The organism is Salinactinospora qingdaonensis, from assembly GCF_039539445.1.
Taxonomy (GTDB): domain Bacteria; phylum Actinomycetota; class Actinomycetes; order Streptosporangiales; family Streptosporangiaceae; genus Salinactinospora; species Salinactinospora qingdaonensis.
Genome location: NZ_BAABDD010000042.1, coordinates 1 through 15,856, shown reverse-complemented (window position 1 = coordinate 15,856; position 15,856 = coordinate 1). Strand labels below are relative to the sequence as shown.

The following is a 15,856-nucleotide window of genomic DNA, read 5'->3' as shown; positions in this document are numbered from 1 at the left end:
CGCCGATGTTTGTTCGCTATTGGGTGCGTCGCGTTAGTTGTCGCTGTTGACGTACTCTTGAGTACTTTAAACTTCATCTCGCCTTTACGATGTAGATTCTTTTCTTACGGCCAGAGGGAGACGACCGAAGATGTCCGACACGACGAGAAGAGTCGAGCTGTGCTTCGCCGACTCAGACGTGCCCGACGACACGATCACCAACCTCTCGGCGCTGCGCCGCGACGGTCAGTACGTGTGGACCGCCGGTGACGAGAGCGCCACGATCGAGCGCCTGGCCGGGGAGTTCGACAGCTCTGGGCAGCCGGTGCGCTTCGCCCGACACCAGGGGTTCAACCTGGCCGACTACGTCGCGCTGCCCGAGGGCGGCCACGCCGAAGCCGACATCGAGGGGTTGGCGCGCAGCGGAGCCTGGCTGTGGGCGATCGGGTCGCACAGTCTCAAACGCAAGCGGATCAAAGACAAACACTCCCCCAAGAAGGCACGGCGCAGGCTGGCCACCGTCGTGCGCGAAGAGAACCGCTTCACTCTGGTACGCCTGCCGATCACTACCGGGGCTGACGGTGCTCCGGAGCCGCGGGTGAGCGTCGAGGAGGATGGCGAGGTCCGTACCGCGGCGTTTTTCGGCCGCCCCGGTGAGACTATTACCGATCTGCTGGCCGACGATCCGCACCTGGCTGCCTTCCTTGCGCTGCCGGGCAAGGACAACGGGGTCGACATCGAGGGGATCGCGGCCCATGGCGAGCGGATCTACCTGGGACTGCGTGGCCCCGTGTTGCGCGGGTGGGCGGTGCTCATCGAACTGCTGCCCGAGACCGACCCCGACGACCCGCACCGGCTGCACCTGGCCGAGCTCGCCCCCGGGCAGCGTTACCTTACGCACTTTCTGGATCTGGGAGGCCTGGGGATACGTGATATATGCCCTGACGGTGACGACCTTTTGCTCCTCGTGGGTCCGAGCATGGACCTTGACGGGCCGGTGCGGGTGCTGCGCTGGCCCAAGGCGGCCGTTCGGGAGGGAGCCGAGGTCGTGGGGGCCGATGACCTGTCCCACGTGGCCGAGCTGAGCTTCGGTGTGGGGACCGACCACGCCGAAGGGATCGTGGTTTATCCCCCGGGGGCGGGCGAGACGGCCCAGCGTCTGCTCGTCGTCTACGACAGCCCGGCCCCGGACCGGCTGACCAAGACAGGCGTGCAGGCCGATTTGGTGACAGTGGGAGACCAACCGCGATAGGACGGCACTGGACGAGGGAGCTGCGGCACGGCCAAACCCCTCACATAAACCGACTGGTCGGTACTGTAATGTCGGCGGCAACGACGTCGGACCGTGCCGAGGAGACAGCGATGAGCATGACCGTCAAAGCCGCCGTACTGCCGGAGACGGGAAGCACCCCCCGCATCGCGGAGATCACCCTTCCCGAGCCTGGCCCAGGCCAGGTCCGGGTGCGCCTCGACGCCGCGGGGGTGTGCCACTCCGATCTGTCGCTGGCCGCGGGGAAGCTGGCCCAGCCGGTGCCCGCTGTCCTCGGTCACGAGGGGGTGGGGCGGGTAGTGGCGACCGGTCCCGGGGTCGACAAGGTCACCGTCGGCACGCAGGTCGTGTTCAACTGGGCTCCCGCCTGCCGGGAGTGCTGGTTTTGCGAGCACGGCGAGCCCTACCTGTGCACGCGCGCGCTTGAGCCTTCCCAGCGTGGTTACGCCACGCTGACTGAGGATGGGTCCACCGTCTTCCCCTCGTTGGGCACGGGGGCCTTCGCCGAAGAGACGATTGTGGGCGCCAACGCCGTGGTTCCCCTGCCTGAGGGGCTCGAAGCCCATACCGCCGCGCTGTTGGGTTGTGCCTTGCTGACCGGGGTGGGCGCGGTACGTAACTCCGCACAGGTCGGCACGGGCGAATCGGTGGCAGTCCTCGGCCTTGGCGGGGTGGGGTTGGCGACGTTGCAGGGGGCCCGGCTGGCCGGCGCAGCGCCGATCATCGCCGTCGACATCGCCGCGGAGAAGGAGGCGCTGGCGCGCCGCCTGGGGGCCACACACTTCCTGACGGCCTCTGACAACCTGAGCAAGGAGATCCGCAGACTCACCGAAGGGCGGGGCGTCGACCACGCTTTCGAGGTGGTGGGGTCGGCGAAGACCATCCGCCAGTCGTGGTCAATGACCCGCCGCGGGGGGACAACGACTGTCGTGGGCGCCGGGGCCGGCGATGACATGGTGACGCTGAGCGCGCTGGAGATCTTCCACATGGCGCGCACGCTGCGAGGGTGTATGTACGGTTCATGCGACCCCGACCGCGACATCCCCATGCTCGCCCAGCATGTGCGTACAGGGGCGGTCGATCTGGATGCCCTGGTCACGCACGAGATCGCTCTCGACGAGGTACCTGCGGCCTTCGAGCGGATGCGTGAGGGGCAGGGCGTTCGGTCCCTCATCCGCTTTACCTGATCTCGACGCAGCGGGTGTGGCGGTGTGGCGCTGTCGTCAGCCGCAGGAGGCGACGACAGCGCCACACGCCCGCTGCGCCTCACCGATCTGTGGCCCCGATGGGGCCGGTGAGCGGTTGTGGGCGGGGGCTAACGGCGAGACCCCAGGGTGCCGGGACCATTACCGAGGGCGCGACCGGTGTGGGCCAACGCGGCCTCCACGATGGGGTAGATGTCGAAGGTGCGTTCCAAGCGCAAGGCGTTGAGCGTTCGGGCCGCCTGGGCGGAGGGTTCGGCCAGCACCATGTGCCTGCGGCGTTCGGTGAGCAGCCGGTAGGCCGACATGAGGGCGCGGACAGCGCTGGCGTCGAAGAACTGGACACGGGAGAGGTCGACGACGACGCAGGTGCACCCGGGTGTTGCGGCTGCCCGGAGCAGGGTTAAGCGCATATCCTCGGCGTTGACGAGGTCGATTTCCCCTCGTACGGCTACGACCACGGCCTGCTCGCACGGAAAGTACTCCGATTCGGCCATGACGCGCCTCCATCACTCGATTCCTCGGCCCTACGCTCCCCCCGTAGGAGGCATGGTAGCGATACGACACGGATTCTATGGGGTCATCGCCGAAAATCCTCGGATCCGACAGCGGAATCCGGCTAGTTACACTAATCGGACTATTCTCACATAACACCAAATGACACCTTTATGACAACTTGTCCGAAATAGTACAGTTATAAGCTGAAAGCGGAAGCACGCTGTAGTGGCACGCGCAGGAGCTCTCAGGCGAGAGAGCCTTCTTTCCTCCTACATTGGAAGGTGCTGCCCTTAAGACAGGGCTCTCCCTACGTGTAGAGGTGGATGGTGTCGGTTCTCCAGCCTGGCATGAAGCGCATCAAACTGGTCGTCCCCGACGACCCGGCCTTCGACGCCGTACGCGACCTCAACGATACGTTCGCCGAAGTGGCTGACCCTCGCGGCAAGTACCGGTTCAAACGTGGCGAGACGTCGGTGGATTTCGAGGCCACCGGACAGACCGCTGACGACGATACGCGGATCGAGATCTTCCAAGCGCGTTCGGTGACCCCGTAGCTGCCCGCGGGGTCTCCCCTGGGTGTCCTCACTGGCGCCGGTGAGGACACCCAGGGGTCTTCCCCCGCCGAGCCGCGCTGCGGCCTCTCGGGTGCTCACGCGGTTCACCGGCACAGCCAAGACCCGTGCCCCAGCGCTGAGGGCCGGCCCACCGTCCGGGCCGCGAAAAGCAGGCACCAGTAGCTCTACCATCGCTGTGCCCCACCACCTCCACTGCCCCAACGGGGCCGCTGGCGGCTCAGGTGCGGGGCGGGGCCACCGGGGCCGCACGCCGGCCGCGCAGCGCCCACCACGCTCGTTCGGCCGTTGTGGCCGCCATTGCCGCCACCGGTGTGGTGACCCCGATCCGCACCTCCGTGGCCAGCGAGCTTGTTCCGTCGAGGAACCGCAGCACCTGACGTGTGGCGTTGCGCTGGAACAGCCGCGTGAAAAAGTCGGCCCCCTCGATACGGCCAGCCGTCAACGCACGCAGCAGCACGCCATCCATCGCGAGGTGACGCTGCCGGTGGGGGATGGGCGGGACGGGAACAGCAGAGCCGGCGGCCAAAGCACGCGCCACAGCGGCCGTCTGGCGCTGGATGCCGGCGAAGGTGTAGCCGGTGGCGGGTCTGGTCGCTCCGCCACCGGCGCCGATACGAAAAACCCGACGCCCGACACGGGTGGGGAACCGGGCATCGGTCATGGGGATCACCCCCTGCTCCACGCCGGTGATCTCCACCCCCTCGATCCCCAGCACATCGCGGGTGTAGTGCCCTAAGGCGGCCTCGTATCCGGCGTCGTCGAGGACCTCACGGGTGAACTCGGTGTACTCCACCAAAGCGGCCCGTGCGTCGAAGGGAAGCACGTAGCCAAAGCTCACGCCACTACGCGGCTGGGGGGTGCGGAAGTCCATCAGCGTCGGCGTGCTCGGATCGAAGGCGTCGGCGGCGGTGCGGAGGAACCACCCCCGAAAGTGCTGGAGCACGGTGGCGGCCTCGGGCGCGCCGGGCACCGCACCCGGCGGCCGGGAGTCGTAGACCCAGTGGGCGGTGAAGGCACATTGGCCACCGGCGGGGTCGCGGGCGCGGACCACAGCGCGATCAACGCCGTCCTCGATCTCGGTGACAGTGGCGGTGACCTGCTCGACCTCCCCTTCCAGGCGCGACCGTACGAAATCGGCGTGGTCGGTCGAGCGGAGCATCTTGTAGACGAGCGGGGCGATGGCGCTGTCGTGGTGGGCGCCGTCGGCGCCGATGAGCGACAGCCGCCGCCAACGCGCGCCAAGGGCGGTGTCCCACTCGCCGCTTTCGGGTTCCCAGAAGCACCAGGTGCGGGCGGGCGGGCGCTCCGGCCCCTCGGGCGGCTCCAGCAACAGCACGCGCACGCGCCCGCCGCTGGGGGTGCGCACCGCGGTCAGCCGATAGGCCAGCGACAGTCCGGCGGCTCCAGCTCCGACAATCGCCACGTCCGTTTCATGCACTCCCCCAGCCTGCCAATCTCTGTGCGCTGGGGCGAGTACTGACGATGCCTGCGCAACGGGCCGCTGGGCGGCGCTGTCGGGGCGGAGGGAGCGCGGAGCCGACAGGTCCACGCTCGGTGTGTGCAAGGCCACGCCCCAGGGGCGGCGGTGATGGCCGGATGTGGCCCCGCCGCCGGGGCCCTCCTCGCGGGGCGAGGGCGCCATGGAGGCACTGGTGAGCTCGGGGGCTGAGGCCGAATCCGGTTCCCTCGTGCTGTCAACCGACGGTTTTGTCGTTACTCGTGGGGCGTGCTGCACTAGGGATTCCCGACGGGAAGGAAAGAGGCCATGGGGTGGAGAGTGGCCGGCGGGTGGGACCGGCGCCGGGCGGGGAAGCTCCTGGATCAGGGCGCGACCGCCAGATCCTCCGACGACCTCGCGACAGCGGTGACCCGTTACCAAGAGGCGGCCAGCATCGTCCGCAAACTGGCCCAGGCACAGCCGCGCGAGCGCGACCATCCCCAGCAGTTGGGCAGCACTCTCTACACACTCGGCCAGGTGTTGCTGGAGGCCGGCTCGCCTCGAAAAGCGGTTTCGGCGTTGGAGGAAGCAGAACGCTCCTACCGGGCGTGGGCGGCGTTGACGCCCGATAGCGAGGAGCTGTTGGCCTCCCGCCTCGCCGACGTCCAGCTCCGGCGGGCACGGGCCCACAGCTTTGCCGGCTACCTGGCCTCGGCTCTGGTGGATGCGCAGCGGTCGGTGATGTCCTACATGGACCGTTTCACGGGAGCGGCTGAGGACCCGCTCGCGCTGGATGTGGCCAGAGTTTTGGCCCACAACGCGGTTATCTCGGCCACCTGCGGCGACCCCGACGTGGCAGTGGCTTCAGCCGAAGAGGCGCTGCGTATCTACCTGCGGGAGGCGGCCCGCATCAACGGGGATCTATCGCTGCGGGCGCTGCACACGACGACCTTCACCGCAGCCGCTCATGTCGCCGAGGTGGTGCACACGGCTCATGGCCGCCCGGAATCGGCCAAGAGCGCAGCCGAGTTCACCGCGCAACTGCCGCCGCCGGCTTCGCCGCCGCCCAGCGTCGAACAGATCCGACAGTCCCCCACCTTGCGGGAGGCGCTGGAGCAGGCCGGCGATACCCACCTGCGTGACAGGCTGGTGGCGCCGGCCACCGACGGCACCATCCTCACCTCGGTGCACCGCTGCGATCCTCAGGTAGCGCCAACTATGGCCACGGGACTGGCTGAGCTGGCCGAACAGATCGTCGACACGGCGCCGCGCGCGGGACTGCGCCTGGGGCTGGAGGCAAACACCCTCTACGCGACCGCCGCACAGCTCCACGCGTCGCAGCAGCGACACCAGTTGGCGGAGTTCGGCCCGCCGTGGGCCCGGATGCTGCTGCGCTGCTCGCAAGCGAGCGAGGCCAGCGGATCGCGCGCGTTGGCGCTCGACCTGGCCGGTTGGATGGCGGCCACGGTGAACGGTTTGGGACCGAACACGTTCCTGCCCAGCGTACGGCCGCTGGCCCGCGACTGCATGGAGTGGCACGCGACGCTGTTGGCCGAAAGCGGCGACACTGCGGGGGCCGACCGGGCAGCGCACAGTGCCAGCCTCTTCGACGGCGCCGAGGACCCCTTGGCTTAGCGAGGCGTTGGTGCTGTCGCCGGGCCGTGTCGGCGATCACGGCTGCGTCGCGGGCTTCGGATTCGGCCTCGCCGAGGGCCTGCGAGGGCCAGGCTGGTTGCGTGCAGGAGGCCAGTCCGGGATGTGGCGCGACTCAGCTCCCCATGCTGTGGTATGACCGCCTCACCTGGGATTTGACACCACAGCGGCTGCCGCGGCAGGGCCGGGCGGCGACCGTGGAGTGGGCCAGCCCCAGGCTGGAGCAGGGGATCGACATCGACCAACCGAGGGAGCACCGTGGGCCGTCCTGGACGAGATCGGCTGGCTGCCTGGCTGCCCGCGCCGCCAGGCTCGGCGGTGGCCAGCGAACCGGCGCCGCGGGTGGCGGTGATCGGCGGGGGCATCGCCGGGGTGACCGCCGCCACCGCACTAGCCGAGCGCGGCGTCGACACCGTGCTTCTAGAGCGCGAAGCCGCCCTGGGCGGGCGCCTGGCGGGCTGGCCCACCACGCTGAACGACGGCACTCCGGTCACTATGAGCCGCGGCTTCCACGCTTTTTTCCGGCAGTACTACAACCTGCGGGCGCTGCTGCGCCGAGCCTTTCCCGCCCTGGAAGCGCTCACGGCGCTGGCGGACTACCCGCTGGTGCACCGCGACGGCCTGGCGGACGGATTCACCGGCCTGCCCTTGGCGCCGCCGTGGAACGCGGCCGTACTCGCCGCGAGAAGCCCGAGCTTTCCCACGCGGGAACTGGCCGACGTCAACGTGGTGGCGGCGTTGCAGTTACTCGACGTGGCGGTGCCCGACGTCTACCGGCGGCTCGACCGTGTCGACGCTGCGGAGTTCCTGGAGCGGGTGCGGTTCCCGGCGAGCGCTCGCCATCTGGCCTTCGAGGTGTTCTCCCGGAGCTTCTTCGCCGACCCGCGGCACCTGTCGGCGGCGGAGTTGGCCACGATGTTTCACATCTACTTCCTGGGCTCCAGCGAAGGGCTCGTCTTCGATGTGCCCACCGCGCCGTTTCCCCAAGCGCTGTGGCACCCCCTGGGCGCGTACATGAGGGGGCTGGGCGCACAGCTACGCACGGCGACGCCGGTGCACGCGATCGCGCCGGGTGCACGGCGGCGCTTCACCGTGGAGTGCGCCGACGGCGGTGAGGATGTCGACGCGGTGGTCGTGGCCACCGACCCGCAAGGGCTGCGCGAGCTGGCGGCAGCCTCGCCAAAGCTGGCCACGCCAGCGTGGCGCGCCAAGGCGGACGCGCTGCGGTGCGCGCCACCGTTTCTGGTGTCGCGGCTATGGCTGGACCGGCCGGTCGCAGCGCGGCGGCCGGCCTTTCTGGCAACGGCGGGCTATCCGACGTTGGACAACATCAGCGTGCTGGAGCGCTACGAGGACGAGGCAGGGGCGTGGGCGCGGCGTAGCGGCGGCTCGGTGGTGGAGCTGCACGCCTACGCGCTCCCGGGAAGCTGTCGGGCGCGGGTGGAGCACGAGCGGCTGCTGGCTCAGCTCCGGGAGGTCTACCCCGAGACCGCGCAGGCGCGCGTACTCGATGAGCGCTACGAGATGCGCGCGGACTGTCCCTTGTTCCCGCCCGGCTCCTTCGACGAACGGTTGACGGTGACCACCCCCGATCCGGCGGTGGTGGTGGCCGGCGACCACGTGCGGGTCGATCTGCCCGTGGCGTTGATGGAACGCGCGGCCACCAGTGGCTTCCTCGCGGCCAACGCGCTACTGGCGGGGTTTGGCGTGGCCGGGCACGAGCTGTGGAGCGTGCCCAATCGGGGGCGGGTCGCGGCGGCGCGGGGCTTGGCGCGACTGCTGGCGCCGTGAGCCCAGGTGTCGGCGGCGGCTCAGCCGGGCCAGCGTCCCGAGGCGCGCAGGGTGTAGCGCCGTTCGGCATAGGCGAGGTCGTCGCGCCATAGCCGGCGGGCGGCCAGGCGCATCAGTGGCCGTACGGCGCGTGCGGCGCGCCGGGCGACGGCGAAGCCGGGGCGGTCGGAGGCGGCGATACTGGCTTCGATGACGGCGGTGCGGGGCACGCCGTGGGTGTCGACGCCGAGGGGGGTGGCGTGGGTCTCAACCACGCTGCCCACCCCTTCGCCCTCGGTGATGCGCATGACGACAGTGCGGGGCTCGGGACAGGTGAACACGGCGCGCACCGGCACGCCGAACCGTCCGGCGACCTTGAAAGCCACCTCGACGTCGAATCGGTCGCTCTCGGCGGTGGGGGCGGGCTCGTGGGGGGTCGTGGTGACGCGTAGCCCGACGAACGAGTAGGGGTGGAACCACGAGCCGTGCCAGGGGTCGAGCCGGTTGGCGACGACATCCTCGGGCTCGCAGCGTCCGGCCATGCTCTCGACCGCGGTGATGGCGCGCGCGGGATCGGGGCGTTGCGCCAGCACGGGGGCGGGCAGTGGCTCTTCACCTCCGGCGTCGTCCAAGCGCACCCAGGCCAGGGCGCCATCGTCGTGGGTGGGGTAGGGCTGCCAGCCGGCGAACCCGGCAGGCCCTAGGGCGAGACCGTGCCAGCGGCACACCACCCGCCCCTCGGCAACGGCGCCGCGGCACAGCGGAGCGCCCAGGTGGGGGCAGGCCCCAGGGCCGGCGTGGAGAGCGCCGTCGGGGGTTCGCCAGGCCACCACCTCGGTGCCGGCGACCACGCGACCGAACGGGCGCTCGGAGCAGATCTCGTCGGCGGCAGCGAGAACATACCAGTTCCCCGAAGGGCGGGCGAGGGCGCGTTTCAGGGCCGCGGCGATGACGGCGGGCGAGGCGTCGCGCCACGTCGGCTCCTGGCTCGACCACGAGGTGGTGGGTATCCGCCGCAGCGGCAGGCGCCGGGGGGCGATGTCGTGAGGTGGCACGGTGGTCATCCTTTTCGCATGGTCGATCCTGGCGGGCGGTAGTCGAGCTCGGCCGTGGCGGCGGAGGGCCGTGGCCTAGCTCGGCGCTGAAGTCCAGCGTGTGGAGACGCGCGCCGCCACGGCGCGGCCCAGGGCGGGCAGCGCGACGCGCAGCCTGCGCCGGGTGGGCACCGCGTGGCGGCAGCGCCATACGTCATAGTCGGCTCGCTCGATCTCGTCGAGGATGCCCTGATAGAGGGTGTAGGCGGTGGCGACGCAGGGGCGGGAGACCGGCGAGAGCATCGCGATCCCGGGGCGGGCTTGAGCGTAGATGTCGCGGGTGAGGGCCACCAGGTCGGCGAGCGCGGCGCGTACGTGCGGGTGGTTGCGGCCCTGCCGGCGACATTGCAGCAGCAAGGCGCGGTCGACGCCGTGGGTGGCCAGGATGTCCTGGGGCAGGTAGACGCGGCCACGGTCGAGGTCTTCGGCCACGTCGCGCAGGAAGTTCGTGAGTTGGAACGCCTCCCCCAGGGCGGCGGCGTGGGGTGCCGCCCGCTCGCGTGGGGTGACCGTGCCGAGCACGGGCAGCACTTGCAGCCCGATGACGGCGGCTGAGCCGTACATGTAGCGGCGTAGCTCGTTCAGGGTGGCGTAGCTGGTGTGGGTGAGGTCCATGCGCATGGCGGCCATGAATGCCGAGAAGTACGCGGAGTCGATGTGGTAGCGGGCGGCGGTGTCGGCGACGGCGCGGATCACCGGGCGCGGGGGCCGACCGGCGGGAGGTGGGGGGTCGCCGGCGAGAGCGCTGCGCAGTTCGGCGTCGAGAGCGGCGAGGACGGTGGCCGGGGACCGGCCGGCGGCGCCGTTTTCGTCGACGACGTCATCGACCCAGCGGGCGAAACCGTAGAGGGCGTGGATCGCGGGCCGGCGCCAGGGCGGCAAGATCCGGGTGGCCAGGTAGTAGGTGCGCCCATAGCGGGCGTGCAGCGCGCGGCAGTGCTGGTAGGCCGCGCGCAGTTCGGGAGTGTCGATGCCGGCCAGGTCCAGTTCGGTTCGCATCAGTGGCTCCCGGAGATCACGGTGGGGCGGCGCGCGGTGCGGGAGGCTCCCGTGACACGGGCAGCGGCGAGTTTGCCGGAGATGACGACGGTGGGCAGGCCGACCCCGGGGGTCGTCCCGCACCCGGCGAGGACGGCGTTGCGCAGGCCAGCGACCATGTTGCGGGGGCGGAAGGGGCCGGTTTGGGCGAACGTGTGGGCGGTGGCGAAGGGGGTACCGAAGGCGTGGCCCTGCCGAGACCAGTCGGCGGGGGTGACGAGGTGCTCGGTGAGGATGGCGTTGGCGAAGCCGGCCAGCCCACGCTGTTGCAGCGTCTGGATGAGCTCGTCGCGGTAGCGTGGCGCGGTCTGGCGCCAGTCGATAGGGGCCGCGCGCAGGTTGGGGCAGGGAGCCAGGACGTAGTGGAGATGGGCCCCGTCGGGCGCCAGCGCAGGGTCGGTGGCGGTGGGCCGGGAGATGAGCAGCGAGGGGTCGCTCATGACGCGGCCTTGGTTGATGATCTCGTCAAAGGTGGCGTGCCAGGCGTGGCCGAAGGAGATCGTGTGGTGGCTCAGCTCAGGCCAGGTTCGACTGGTTCCGGCGTGCAGCACCACTGCTGAGGGGGAGAAACGCAGCGGCACCGGCCGCAGCGGTGCGCGGCCCAGCAGCCGGTAGGCCATAGGCAGGTCCATGGTGAGGATGACGGCGTCGCAGGGGATGCGTTCGCCCTCGGCGGTGAGTACGGCGGTGATGCGGTCGCTGCGGCGTTCCAGGCGGGAGACGGTGCTGCCGTAGCGCAGCCGCGCGCCGGCGTCGGCGGCGGCGCCGGCCAGGGCTGTGCCCAGCGCTCGCATACCGCCGCGGGGAAAGTAGACCCCGGCGACGGTGTCCATGTAGGCGATGACCGCGTAGGCGGCGAGGGCCCGTTGGGGGGAGACGCCGGCGTAGAGCGACTGGAAGCTGAAGATGCGTTGGAGGCGCTCGTCGGAGAGGAAACCGGCGATGGTGGGCGCCAGACGGCCGAAGCCGCCAAGTGCGGCGAGCCGGGCCAGTTCGGGCGAGATCAGGGTGAGTGGGGAGTCGAAGTTGACGTCGATGAAGCGTCGCAGTTGGGCCTGGTAGAGCCGGCGCAGCCAGGCGCGCAGCCGCAGATAGCCGTTGGCGTCGCGGTCGCCGGCGACGCGGCGCACCTCCTCGACCATGGCGGTGGGGTCGGTATGGACGTCGATGGTGGAACCGTCCGCGAAGGCGGCGCGGTAGGCGGGGTGCAGCGGAACGAGGTCGAGCCGGTCGGCGAGGGACTCGCCCACCGACGCGAAGGTCTCGTCGAGGAGCTCGGGCATGGTCAGCACCGTGGGCCCGGTGTCGATGTGGAAGCCGTCGAGGTCCAAGCGGCCCGCGCGGCCCCCGGGGTGATCGTCGCGTTCGACGATGGTGACCTGACGGCCGGCGCCGAGCAGGTGGAGGGCTGCCGACAGCCCAGCCAACCCAGCCCCCACGACGACGATGTGATCGGCTGGGGCGGGAACGGTTCGCACACATCCTCCCAAGTGCGGTTGGGCGCGGTGAGGGGCCGAACGGAGTGGCCGGCGACGGGCAAAGGCAGCGGGGCTGGTGGCTGGCGGTGCGCACAGTACGGCCATGGCGCCGTAGTGCCGGTGGGCTGTGGACGTCTCTTCGGGATGTGGCCGGGGACGGTCCTGACACTGGCTAAGCATGCCCGATCGAGGGAGAAGGGACCATGTTCGGCGCGCGGCATGTCCGGTTGTTGTCGGAGACGGGATAAGCGGCGCGGTTAGCAACAGGGAGATTACGGTACGAAGTGGTTTATTCCACACCATGTTTCCCACGGGGGTGGGGCGCCTCGATCCCTCTCCCTGTCCGCAGCGTCTCCGGACAATCCCGCGATGTCGACTGACCGGCACAAATGTGACTGTTCGCCGGCAAGGGCAGTCGGTGCACAGCGAGATAGCGCGCTTCACGATGCCTCGATAGGCAATTTTAAGCTCTTGAACGCTTTTGTGCCTTTAGTTAGTATTCCGGGAAAATCGAAGGTGAACCTCTAAAGGAGCCCGATGTCCTCAACCCGAGAAGCGCCGGACATACTTTCCGCCGAGTTCGCAGAAGATCCTTACCCCGCCTACCGAATCATGCGGGACGAATTTCCACTCCTCTGGCATGAGCCAACCCAGAGTTACATCGTTTCGCGCTACGAGGATGTGCATACGGCCTTCCGCAATCCGGTCTTCACTACCGAAAACTACGAATGGCAACTGGAGCCGGTCCATGGCCGGACCATCGTGCAAATGAGCGGGCGCGAGCACGCCACCCACCGGGCACTGGTGGCGCCGGCCTTCCGGGGCGACGAGTTGCAAGAGAAGTTTCTGCCGGTCATCGAGCGCAACGCGCGCGAACTGATCGAGCGGTTCCAAGGGGCGGGCCAGGCCGATCTGGTCGCAGACTTCGCAACCAGATTTCCTATCAACGTGATCGTCGACATGCTGGGGTTGAGCAAGGACGATCACGACAAGTTCCATGACTGGTACACCGCGATCATCGGGTTCTTGGGCAACCTCAGCCAAGACCCCGACGTGGCCGCTGCGGGACTGCGCACCCGCGAGGAGCTGGCCGACTATCTGATCCCGATCATCCGCGAGCGCCGCGAGAACCTGGGCGACGATCTGCTGTCGACGCTGTGCTCCGCCGAGATCGACGGAACCCAGATGAGCGACGAGGAAATCAAGGCGTTTTGCAGCCTGCTGCTGGCGGCCGGCGGCGAGACGACGGACAAGGCGATGGCGAGCCTGTTCACCAACCTGCTCACCCACCCTGAGCAGATGGCTGCTGTGCGGGAGGACCGCAGCCTGATTTCCGCGGCGTTCGTGGAGACGTTGCGCTACTCGCCCCCGGTGCACATGATCATGCGGCAACCCGCTGAGGACGTGGAGCTCAGCGGCGGGGTGGTTCCGGCGGGGTCGACCCTCACCTGCCTCATCGGTGCCGCCAATCGGGATGACCGAAAGTATGCCGAGCCCGACCGCTTTAACATCTTCCGCGAGGATGTGCTGATCGATCGGGCGTTCTCGGCTGCTGCCAACCACCTCGCCTTCTCCCTCGGTCGCCACTTCTGCGTTGGAGCGCTGCTGTCCAAGGCCGAGGTGGAGGTGGGGACGAACCAACTGTTGGATGCCCTACCGAACCTAGAACTGGCCGAGGGCTTCGTCCCCGCCGAGCAGGGGGTCTTCACCCGTGGCCCCGCCGAACTGCCGGTACGCTTCACCACGAACTGAGCCAAGGTGAACACTGTGGGGTCCCGCGCCACAGCGCGGGACCCCCGCCGGGGCCGTGGGGAGGCGAGAGCGATGAGGCAACCTCAGCAGTGCTGCCGGTCGGGAACACACCGGCCGACTATAAGCCACGCACACCTTCCCACATTCGCGGAGACATCACCTTTTTTCACCCCCTCCAAAACAATTATTAACAAACAGCCACCCCCTCATAGATACATTTTCTCGCGCAATTCTTACTCTTTACTAAATGAGGGAAGATCACCTCATGATCAGCGGCCACACCGACGTGCGACCGCCGGAGAAATCAAAAATTATCCAGCGCGATGAGGTCGGCGCCGCCACGCATGGCCAAAGCACCACCACGTCGGGACCACGACGGCAGGACCTCCGGCAACCAGCCACACCACGAGGGCACGACCAGGGCTTATGTGGTCTCTGCCGCAGTGCTACCGCTCGACGAAGCAGCACTGCGCGGTGAGCACCACCGCAGCCACGGAGACGGATTTTTGCCGCACCTAACTCCACCAAGGCAAGCGGGGAACATAATCTAGAATCAGCATTATGACCAGCCGGTCCTACGGACAGTTCTGTGGACTCGCGCGCGCCCTCGAACTCGTGGGAGAACGCTGGACCCTACTCGTTATCCGTGACCTGGCAGTAGGCCCCAAACGCTTCACCGACCTGCGCCACGGCCTGCCGCGAATCCCCACCAGCGTCCTCTCGGCACGACTCAAGGAACTCGAACACAGCGGGATCGTGCAGCGCCGAGTACGGCCCCGACCGGCCTCGGCGGTGGTCTACGAACTCACCGGCTATGGAGACGAACTGGAGGACATTGTGCTCACCCTTGGCCGGTGGGACGCACGTTCGCCGAGCGAGCCACGCCCCCGAGGAAATCGTCACCCCCGACTCGACGAGCACGGCCCTGCGCATGGCCTTTCGCTCCGAGGCGGCACGCGGGGTGCACCTGGGCTACGAGCTCCACGTCGACGGCAGTGTCATCCACACCCGCGTCGACAACGCGCGATTGGCTACCGGCCGGGGTCGACTCGCCGATGCCGATCTGCACATCGAGGCCGGCCCGCGGCTACACGCGCTGCTCTCCGGGGAACTGCGCCCCGGCGAGGCGGTCGACAACGGTGAGGGCACCCTGGTCGGAAACCGGGAGCTGCTCGCACGTTTCGTCGAGATCTTCACCGTGCGCCCCCGCTGACCTCAGCTCCGTCGCCCCCTCGCGGGGGCAGCCGACAGGCGCCGGCGCCTAGGGCGGTGGTTCACCGCTCGTCAGGCGCGTTGCCGGGCTTCCACTTGATGCCACAGCCCAAGCTGGGGGTGTGGGGCTCAGGCACCGGCTCACCCGCCAGCACCGCCTCAAGAGCGGCCTGCATACTCGCGCCGTCGACGGGGTGGTCGTTGCCGGGCCGAGCGGCGTCGAACTCGCCCCGGTAGGCCAACCGGCGTTGCCCGTCGTAGAGGAAGAAGTCCGGCGTGCAGGCGGCGCGGTAGGCCCGGGCGACCTCCTGGCTCTCGTCGACCAGGTAGGGGAAGGTGAAACCGGCGCGCTCGGCCTGCTCGGCCAGATGCGTGGCAGCATCATCGGGGTGGGTGCTGACGTCGTTACTGCAAATGCCCACGGTTGCCACGCCCCGCTGTTGGTAGCGCGAGGTGAGCGCACCGATACCGTGCTCGATCCTGCGCACGTAGGGACAGTGGTTGGACAGGAAGATCACCAGCAACGCCGAAGCGTCGGCGAAGTCGTGCAGCGCCACCGTCTTGCCCTCGACTGAGGGCAGCGCGAAGTCGGGAGCGGGCGTACCAAGCGCGACCATGAACGAACCAACTGCCATAGTGGCAGTATCGCATACGCGCGCGTGGCCGTGCCGCTGCTACCCACCGCCGGCCCCGCACACTATCGAGTTCACGAAGCGATCGAGGTAGGAGCCGACGAGCCCCGTCACGGTCCCCAGCCGTTGGAGAAACAGCACCTAGATCGTTGATGGGGAATGGTTGTTGCTGGTCAGTGGTCGTAGGCGGTCAGGGAGCGTTTGACGGGGGCGTCGATGAGCCAGTTGTGCCAGATCGCGGCGTTGAGGGCGCAGATGCGCTGGC

Annotated in this window: 13 protein-coding genes and 1 pseudogene; 8 read left to right on the top strand and 6 right to left on the bottom strand. The window is 68.8% G+C overall.

Going from position 1 to position 15,856, the window contains the following annotated elements; translation table 11 throughout:
* Nucleotides 1–130: 130 nt before the first annotated feature.
* Both ABD848_RS23210 and ABD848_RS23205 read left to right on the top strand, forming a co-directional pair.
* Complete coding sequence (locus ABD848_RS23210; protein WP_344976688.1) at nucleotides 131–1,231, top strand: DUF3616 domain-containing protein; 1,101 nt, start codon at nucleotides 131–133, stop codon at nucleotides 1,229–1,231.
* Nucleotides 1,232–1,341: 110 nt separating this feature from the next.
* Nucleotides 1,342–2,436, top strand: a complete 1,095-nt coding sequence (locus tag ABD848_RS23205) for a Zn-dependent alcohol dehydrogenase (protein ID WP_344976685.1) — start codon at nucleotides 1,342–1,344, stop codon at nucleotides 2,434–2,436.
* 128 nt (nucleotides 2,437–2,564) lie between these two features.
* Here ABD848_RS23205 and ABD848_RS23200 read toward each other — a convergent pair whose 3' ends face one another.
* Complete coding sequence (locus ABD848_RS23200) at nucleotides 2,565–2,948, bottom strand: STAS domain-containing protein (RefSeq protein WP_344976683.1); 384 nt, start codon at nucleotides 2,946–2,948, stop codon at nucleotides 2,565–2,567.
* A gap of 348 nt (nucleotides 2,949–3,296) precedes the next feature.
* Here ABD848_RS23200 and ABD848_RS23195 point away from each other — a divergent pair, with 348 nt between their 5' ends.
* Nucleotides 3,297–3,503 carry a hypothetical protein gene (locus ABD848_RS23195; protein WP_344976680.1) on the top strand — a complete coding sequence of 69 codons (207 nt, stop codon included), beginning with the start codon at nucleotides 3,297–3,299 and terminating at the stop codon, nucleotides 3,501–3,503.
* Between the two features lie 238 nt (nucleotides 3,504–3,741).
* Here ABD848_RS23195 and ABD848_RS23190 read toward each other — a convergent pair whose 3' ends face one another.
* On the bottom strand, nucleotides 3,742–4,947 hold the full coding sequence (locus tag ABD848_RS23190; protein ID WP_344976677.1) for a lycopene cyclase family protein: 1,206 nt from the start codon (nucleotides 4,945–4,947) through the stop codon (nucleotides 3,742–3,744).
* Between the two features lie 342 nt (nucleotides 4,948–5,289).
* Here ABD848_RS23190 and ABD848_RS23185 point away from each other — a divergent pair, with 342 nt between their 5' ends.
* Complete coding sequence (locus ABD848_RS23185) at nucleotides 5,290–6,597, top strand: tetratricopeptide repeat protein (RefSeq protein WP_344976674.1); 1,308 nt, start codon at nucleotides 5,290–5,292, stop codon at nucleotides 6,595–6,597.
* Between the two features lie 276 nt (nucleotides 6,598–6,873).
* The gene (locus tag ABD848_RS23180; RefSeq protein WP_425567670.1) at nucleotides 6,874–8,406 is read left to right on the top strand and encodes an FAD-dependent oxidoreductase; all 1,533 of its coding nucleotides are present in this window, start codon (nucleotides 6,874–6,876) and stop codon (nucleotides 8,404–8,406) included.
* Nucleotides 8,407–8,426: 20 nt separating this feature from the next.
* Here the strand turns inward: ABD848_RS23180 and ABD848_RS23175 are convergent, their stop codons facing one another.
* From ABD848_RS23175 to crtI, 3 genes are all read right to left on the bottom strand, one after another.
* Nucleotides 8,427–9,449, bottom strand: a complete 1,023-nt coding sequence (locus ABD848_RS23175) for a DUF5914 domain-containing protein (protein WP_344976671.1) — start codon at nucleotides 9,447–9,449, stop codon at nucleotides 8,427–8,429.
* Between the two features lie 66 nt (nucleotides 9,450–9,515).
* A complete protein-coding gene (locus ABD848_RS23170; protein ID WP_344976669.1) occupies nucleotides 9,516–10,478 on the bottom strand; it encodes a phytoene/squalene synthase family protein in 963 nt (320 codons plus the stop codon).
* Nucleotides 10,478–11,965 carry a phytoene desaturase family protein gene (crtI, locus tag ABD848_RS23165; protein ID WP_425567674.1) on the bottom strand — a complete coding sequence of 496 codons (1,488 nt, stop codon included), beginning with the start codon at nucleotides 11,963–11,965 and terminating at the stop codon, nucleotides 10,478–10,480. The genes ABD848_RS23170 and crtI overlap by 1 nt, the downstream gene beginning before the upstream one ends.
* A 567-nt stretch (nucleotides 11,966–12,532) precedes the next feature.
* Here crtI and ABD848_RS23160 point away from each other — a divergent pair.
* From ABD848_RS23160 to ABD848_RS23150, 3 genes and pseudogenes are all read left to right on the top strand, one after another.
* Nucleotides 12,533–13,747, top strand: a complete 1,215-nt coding sequence (locus tag ABD848_RS23160; RefSeq protein WP_344976663.1) for a cytochrome P450 — start codon at nucleotides 12,533–12,535, stop codon at nucleotides 13,745–13,747.
* Between the two features lie 561 nt (nucleotides 13,748–14,308).
* Nucleotides 14,309–14,551 (top strand): annotated as a pseudogene (locus ABD848_RS25145) (winged helix-turn-helix transcriptional regulator); the annotation flags it as partial.
* Nucleotides 14,552–14,678: 127 nt separating this feature from the next.
* Nucleotides 14,679–14,960, top strand: coding sequence for a hypothetical protein (locus tag ABD848_RS23150; RefSeq protein WP_344976656.1), 282 nt, complete (start codon nucleotides 14,679–14,681; stop codon nucleotides 14,958–14,960).
* Between the two features lie 61 nt (nucleotides 14,961–15,021).
* Here ABD848_RS23150 and ABD848_RS23145 read toward each other — a convergent pair whose 3' ends face one another.
* A complete protein-coding gene (locus tag ABD848_RS23145) occupies nucleotides 15,022–15,594 on the bottom strand; it encodes a thioredoxin family protein (RefSeq protein WP_344976653.1) in 573 nt (190 codons plus the stop codon).
* Nucleotides 15,595–15,856: the final 262 nt, after the last annotated feature.

Bases quoted from the DNA above. Each gene is read 5' to 3' on its own strand.
- ABD848_RS23210 (WP_344976688.1), top strand. From the start codon at position 131: ATGTCCGACACGACGAGAAGAGTCGAGCTGTGCTTCGCCGACTCAGAC.
- ABD848_RS23205 (WP_344976685.1), top strand. From the start codon at position 1,342: ATGAGCATGACCGTCAAAGCCGCCGTACTGCCGGAGACGGGAAGCACC.
- ABD848_RS23200 (WP_344976683.1), bottom strand. From the start codon at position 2,948: ATGGCCGAATCGGAGTACTTTCCGTGCGAGCAGGCCGTGGTCGTAGCC.
- ABD848_RS23195 (WP_344976680.1), top strand. From the start codon at position 3,297: ATGAAGCGCATCAAACTGGTCGTCCCCGACGACCCGGCCTTCGACGCC.
- ABD848_RS23185 (WP_344976674.1), top strand. From the start codon at position 5,290: ATGGGGTGGAGAGTGGCCGGCGGGTGGGACCGGCGCCGGGCGGGGAAG.
- ABD848_RS23175 (WP_344976671.1), bottom strand. From the start codon at position 9,449: ATGACCACCGTGCCACCTCACGACATCGCCCCCCGGCGCCTGCCGCTG.
- ABD848_RS23170 (WP_344976669.1), bottom strand. From the start codon at position 10,478: ATGCGAACCGAACTGGACCTGGCCGGCATCGACACTCCCGAACTGCGC.
- ABD848_RS23160 (WP_344976663.1), top strand. From the start codon at position 12,533: ATGTCCTCAACCCGAGAAGCGCCGGACATACTTTCCGCCGAGTTCGCA.
- ABD848_RS23150 (WP_344976656.1), top strand. From the start codon at position 14,679: ATGGCCTTTCGCTCCGAGGCGGCACGCGGGGTGCACCTGGGCTACGAG.
- ABD848_RS23145 (WP_344976653.1), bottom strand. From the start codon at position 15,594: ATGGCAGTTGGTTCGTTCATGGTCGCGCTTGGTACGCCCGCTCCCGAC.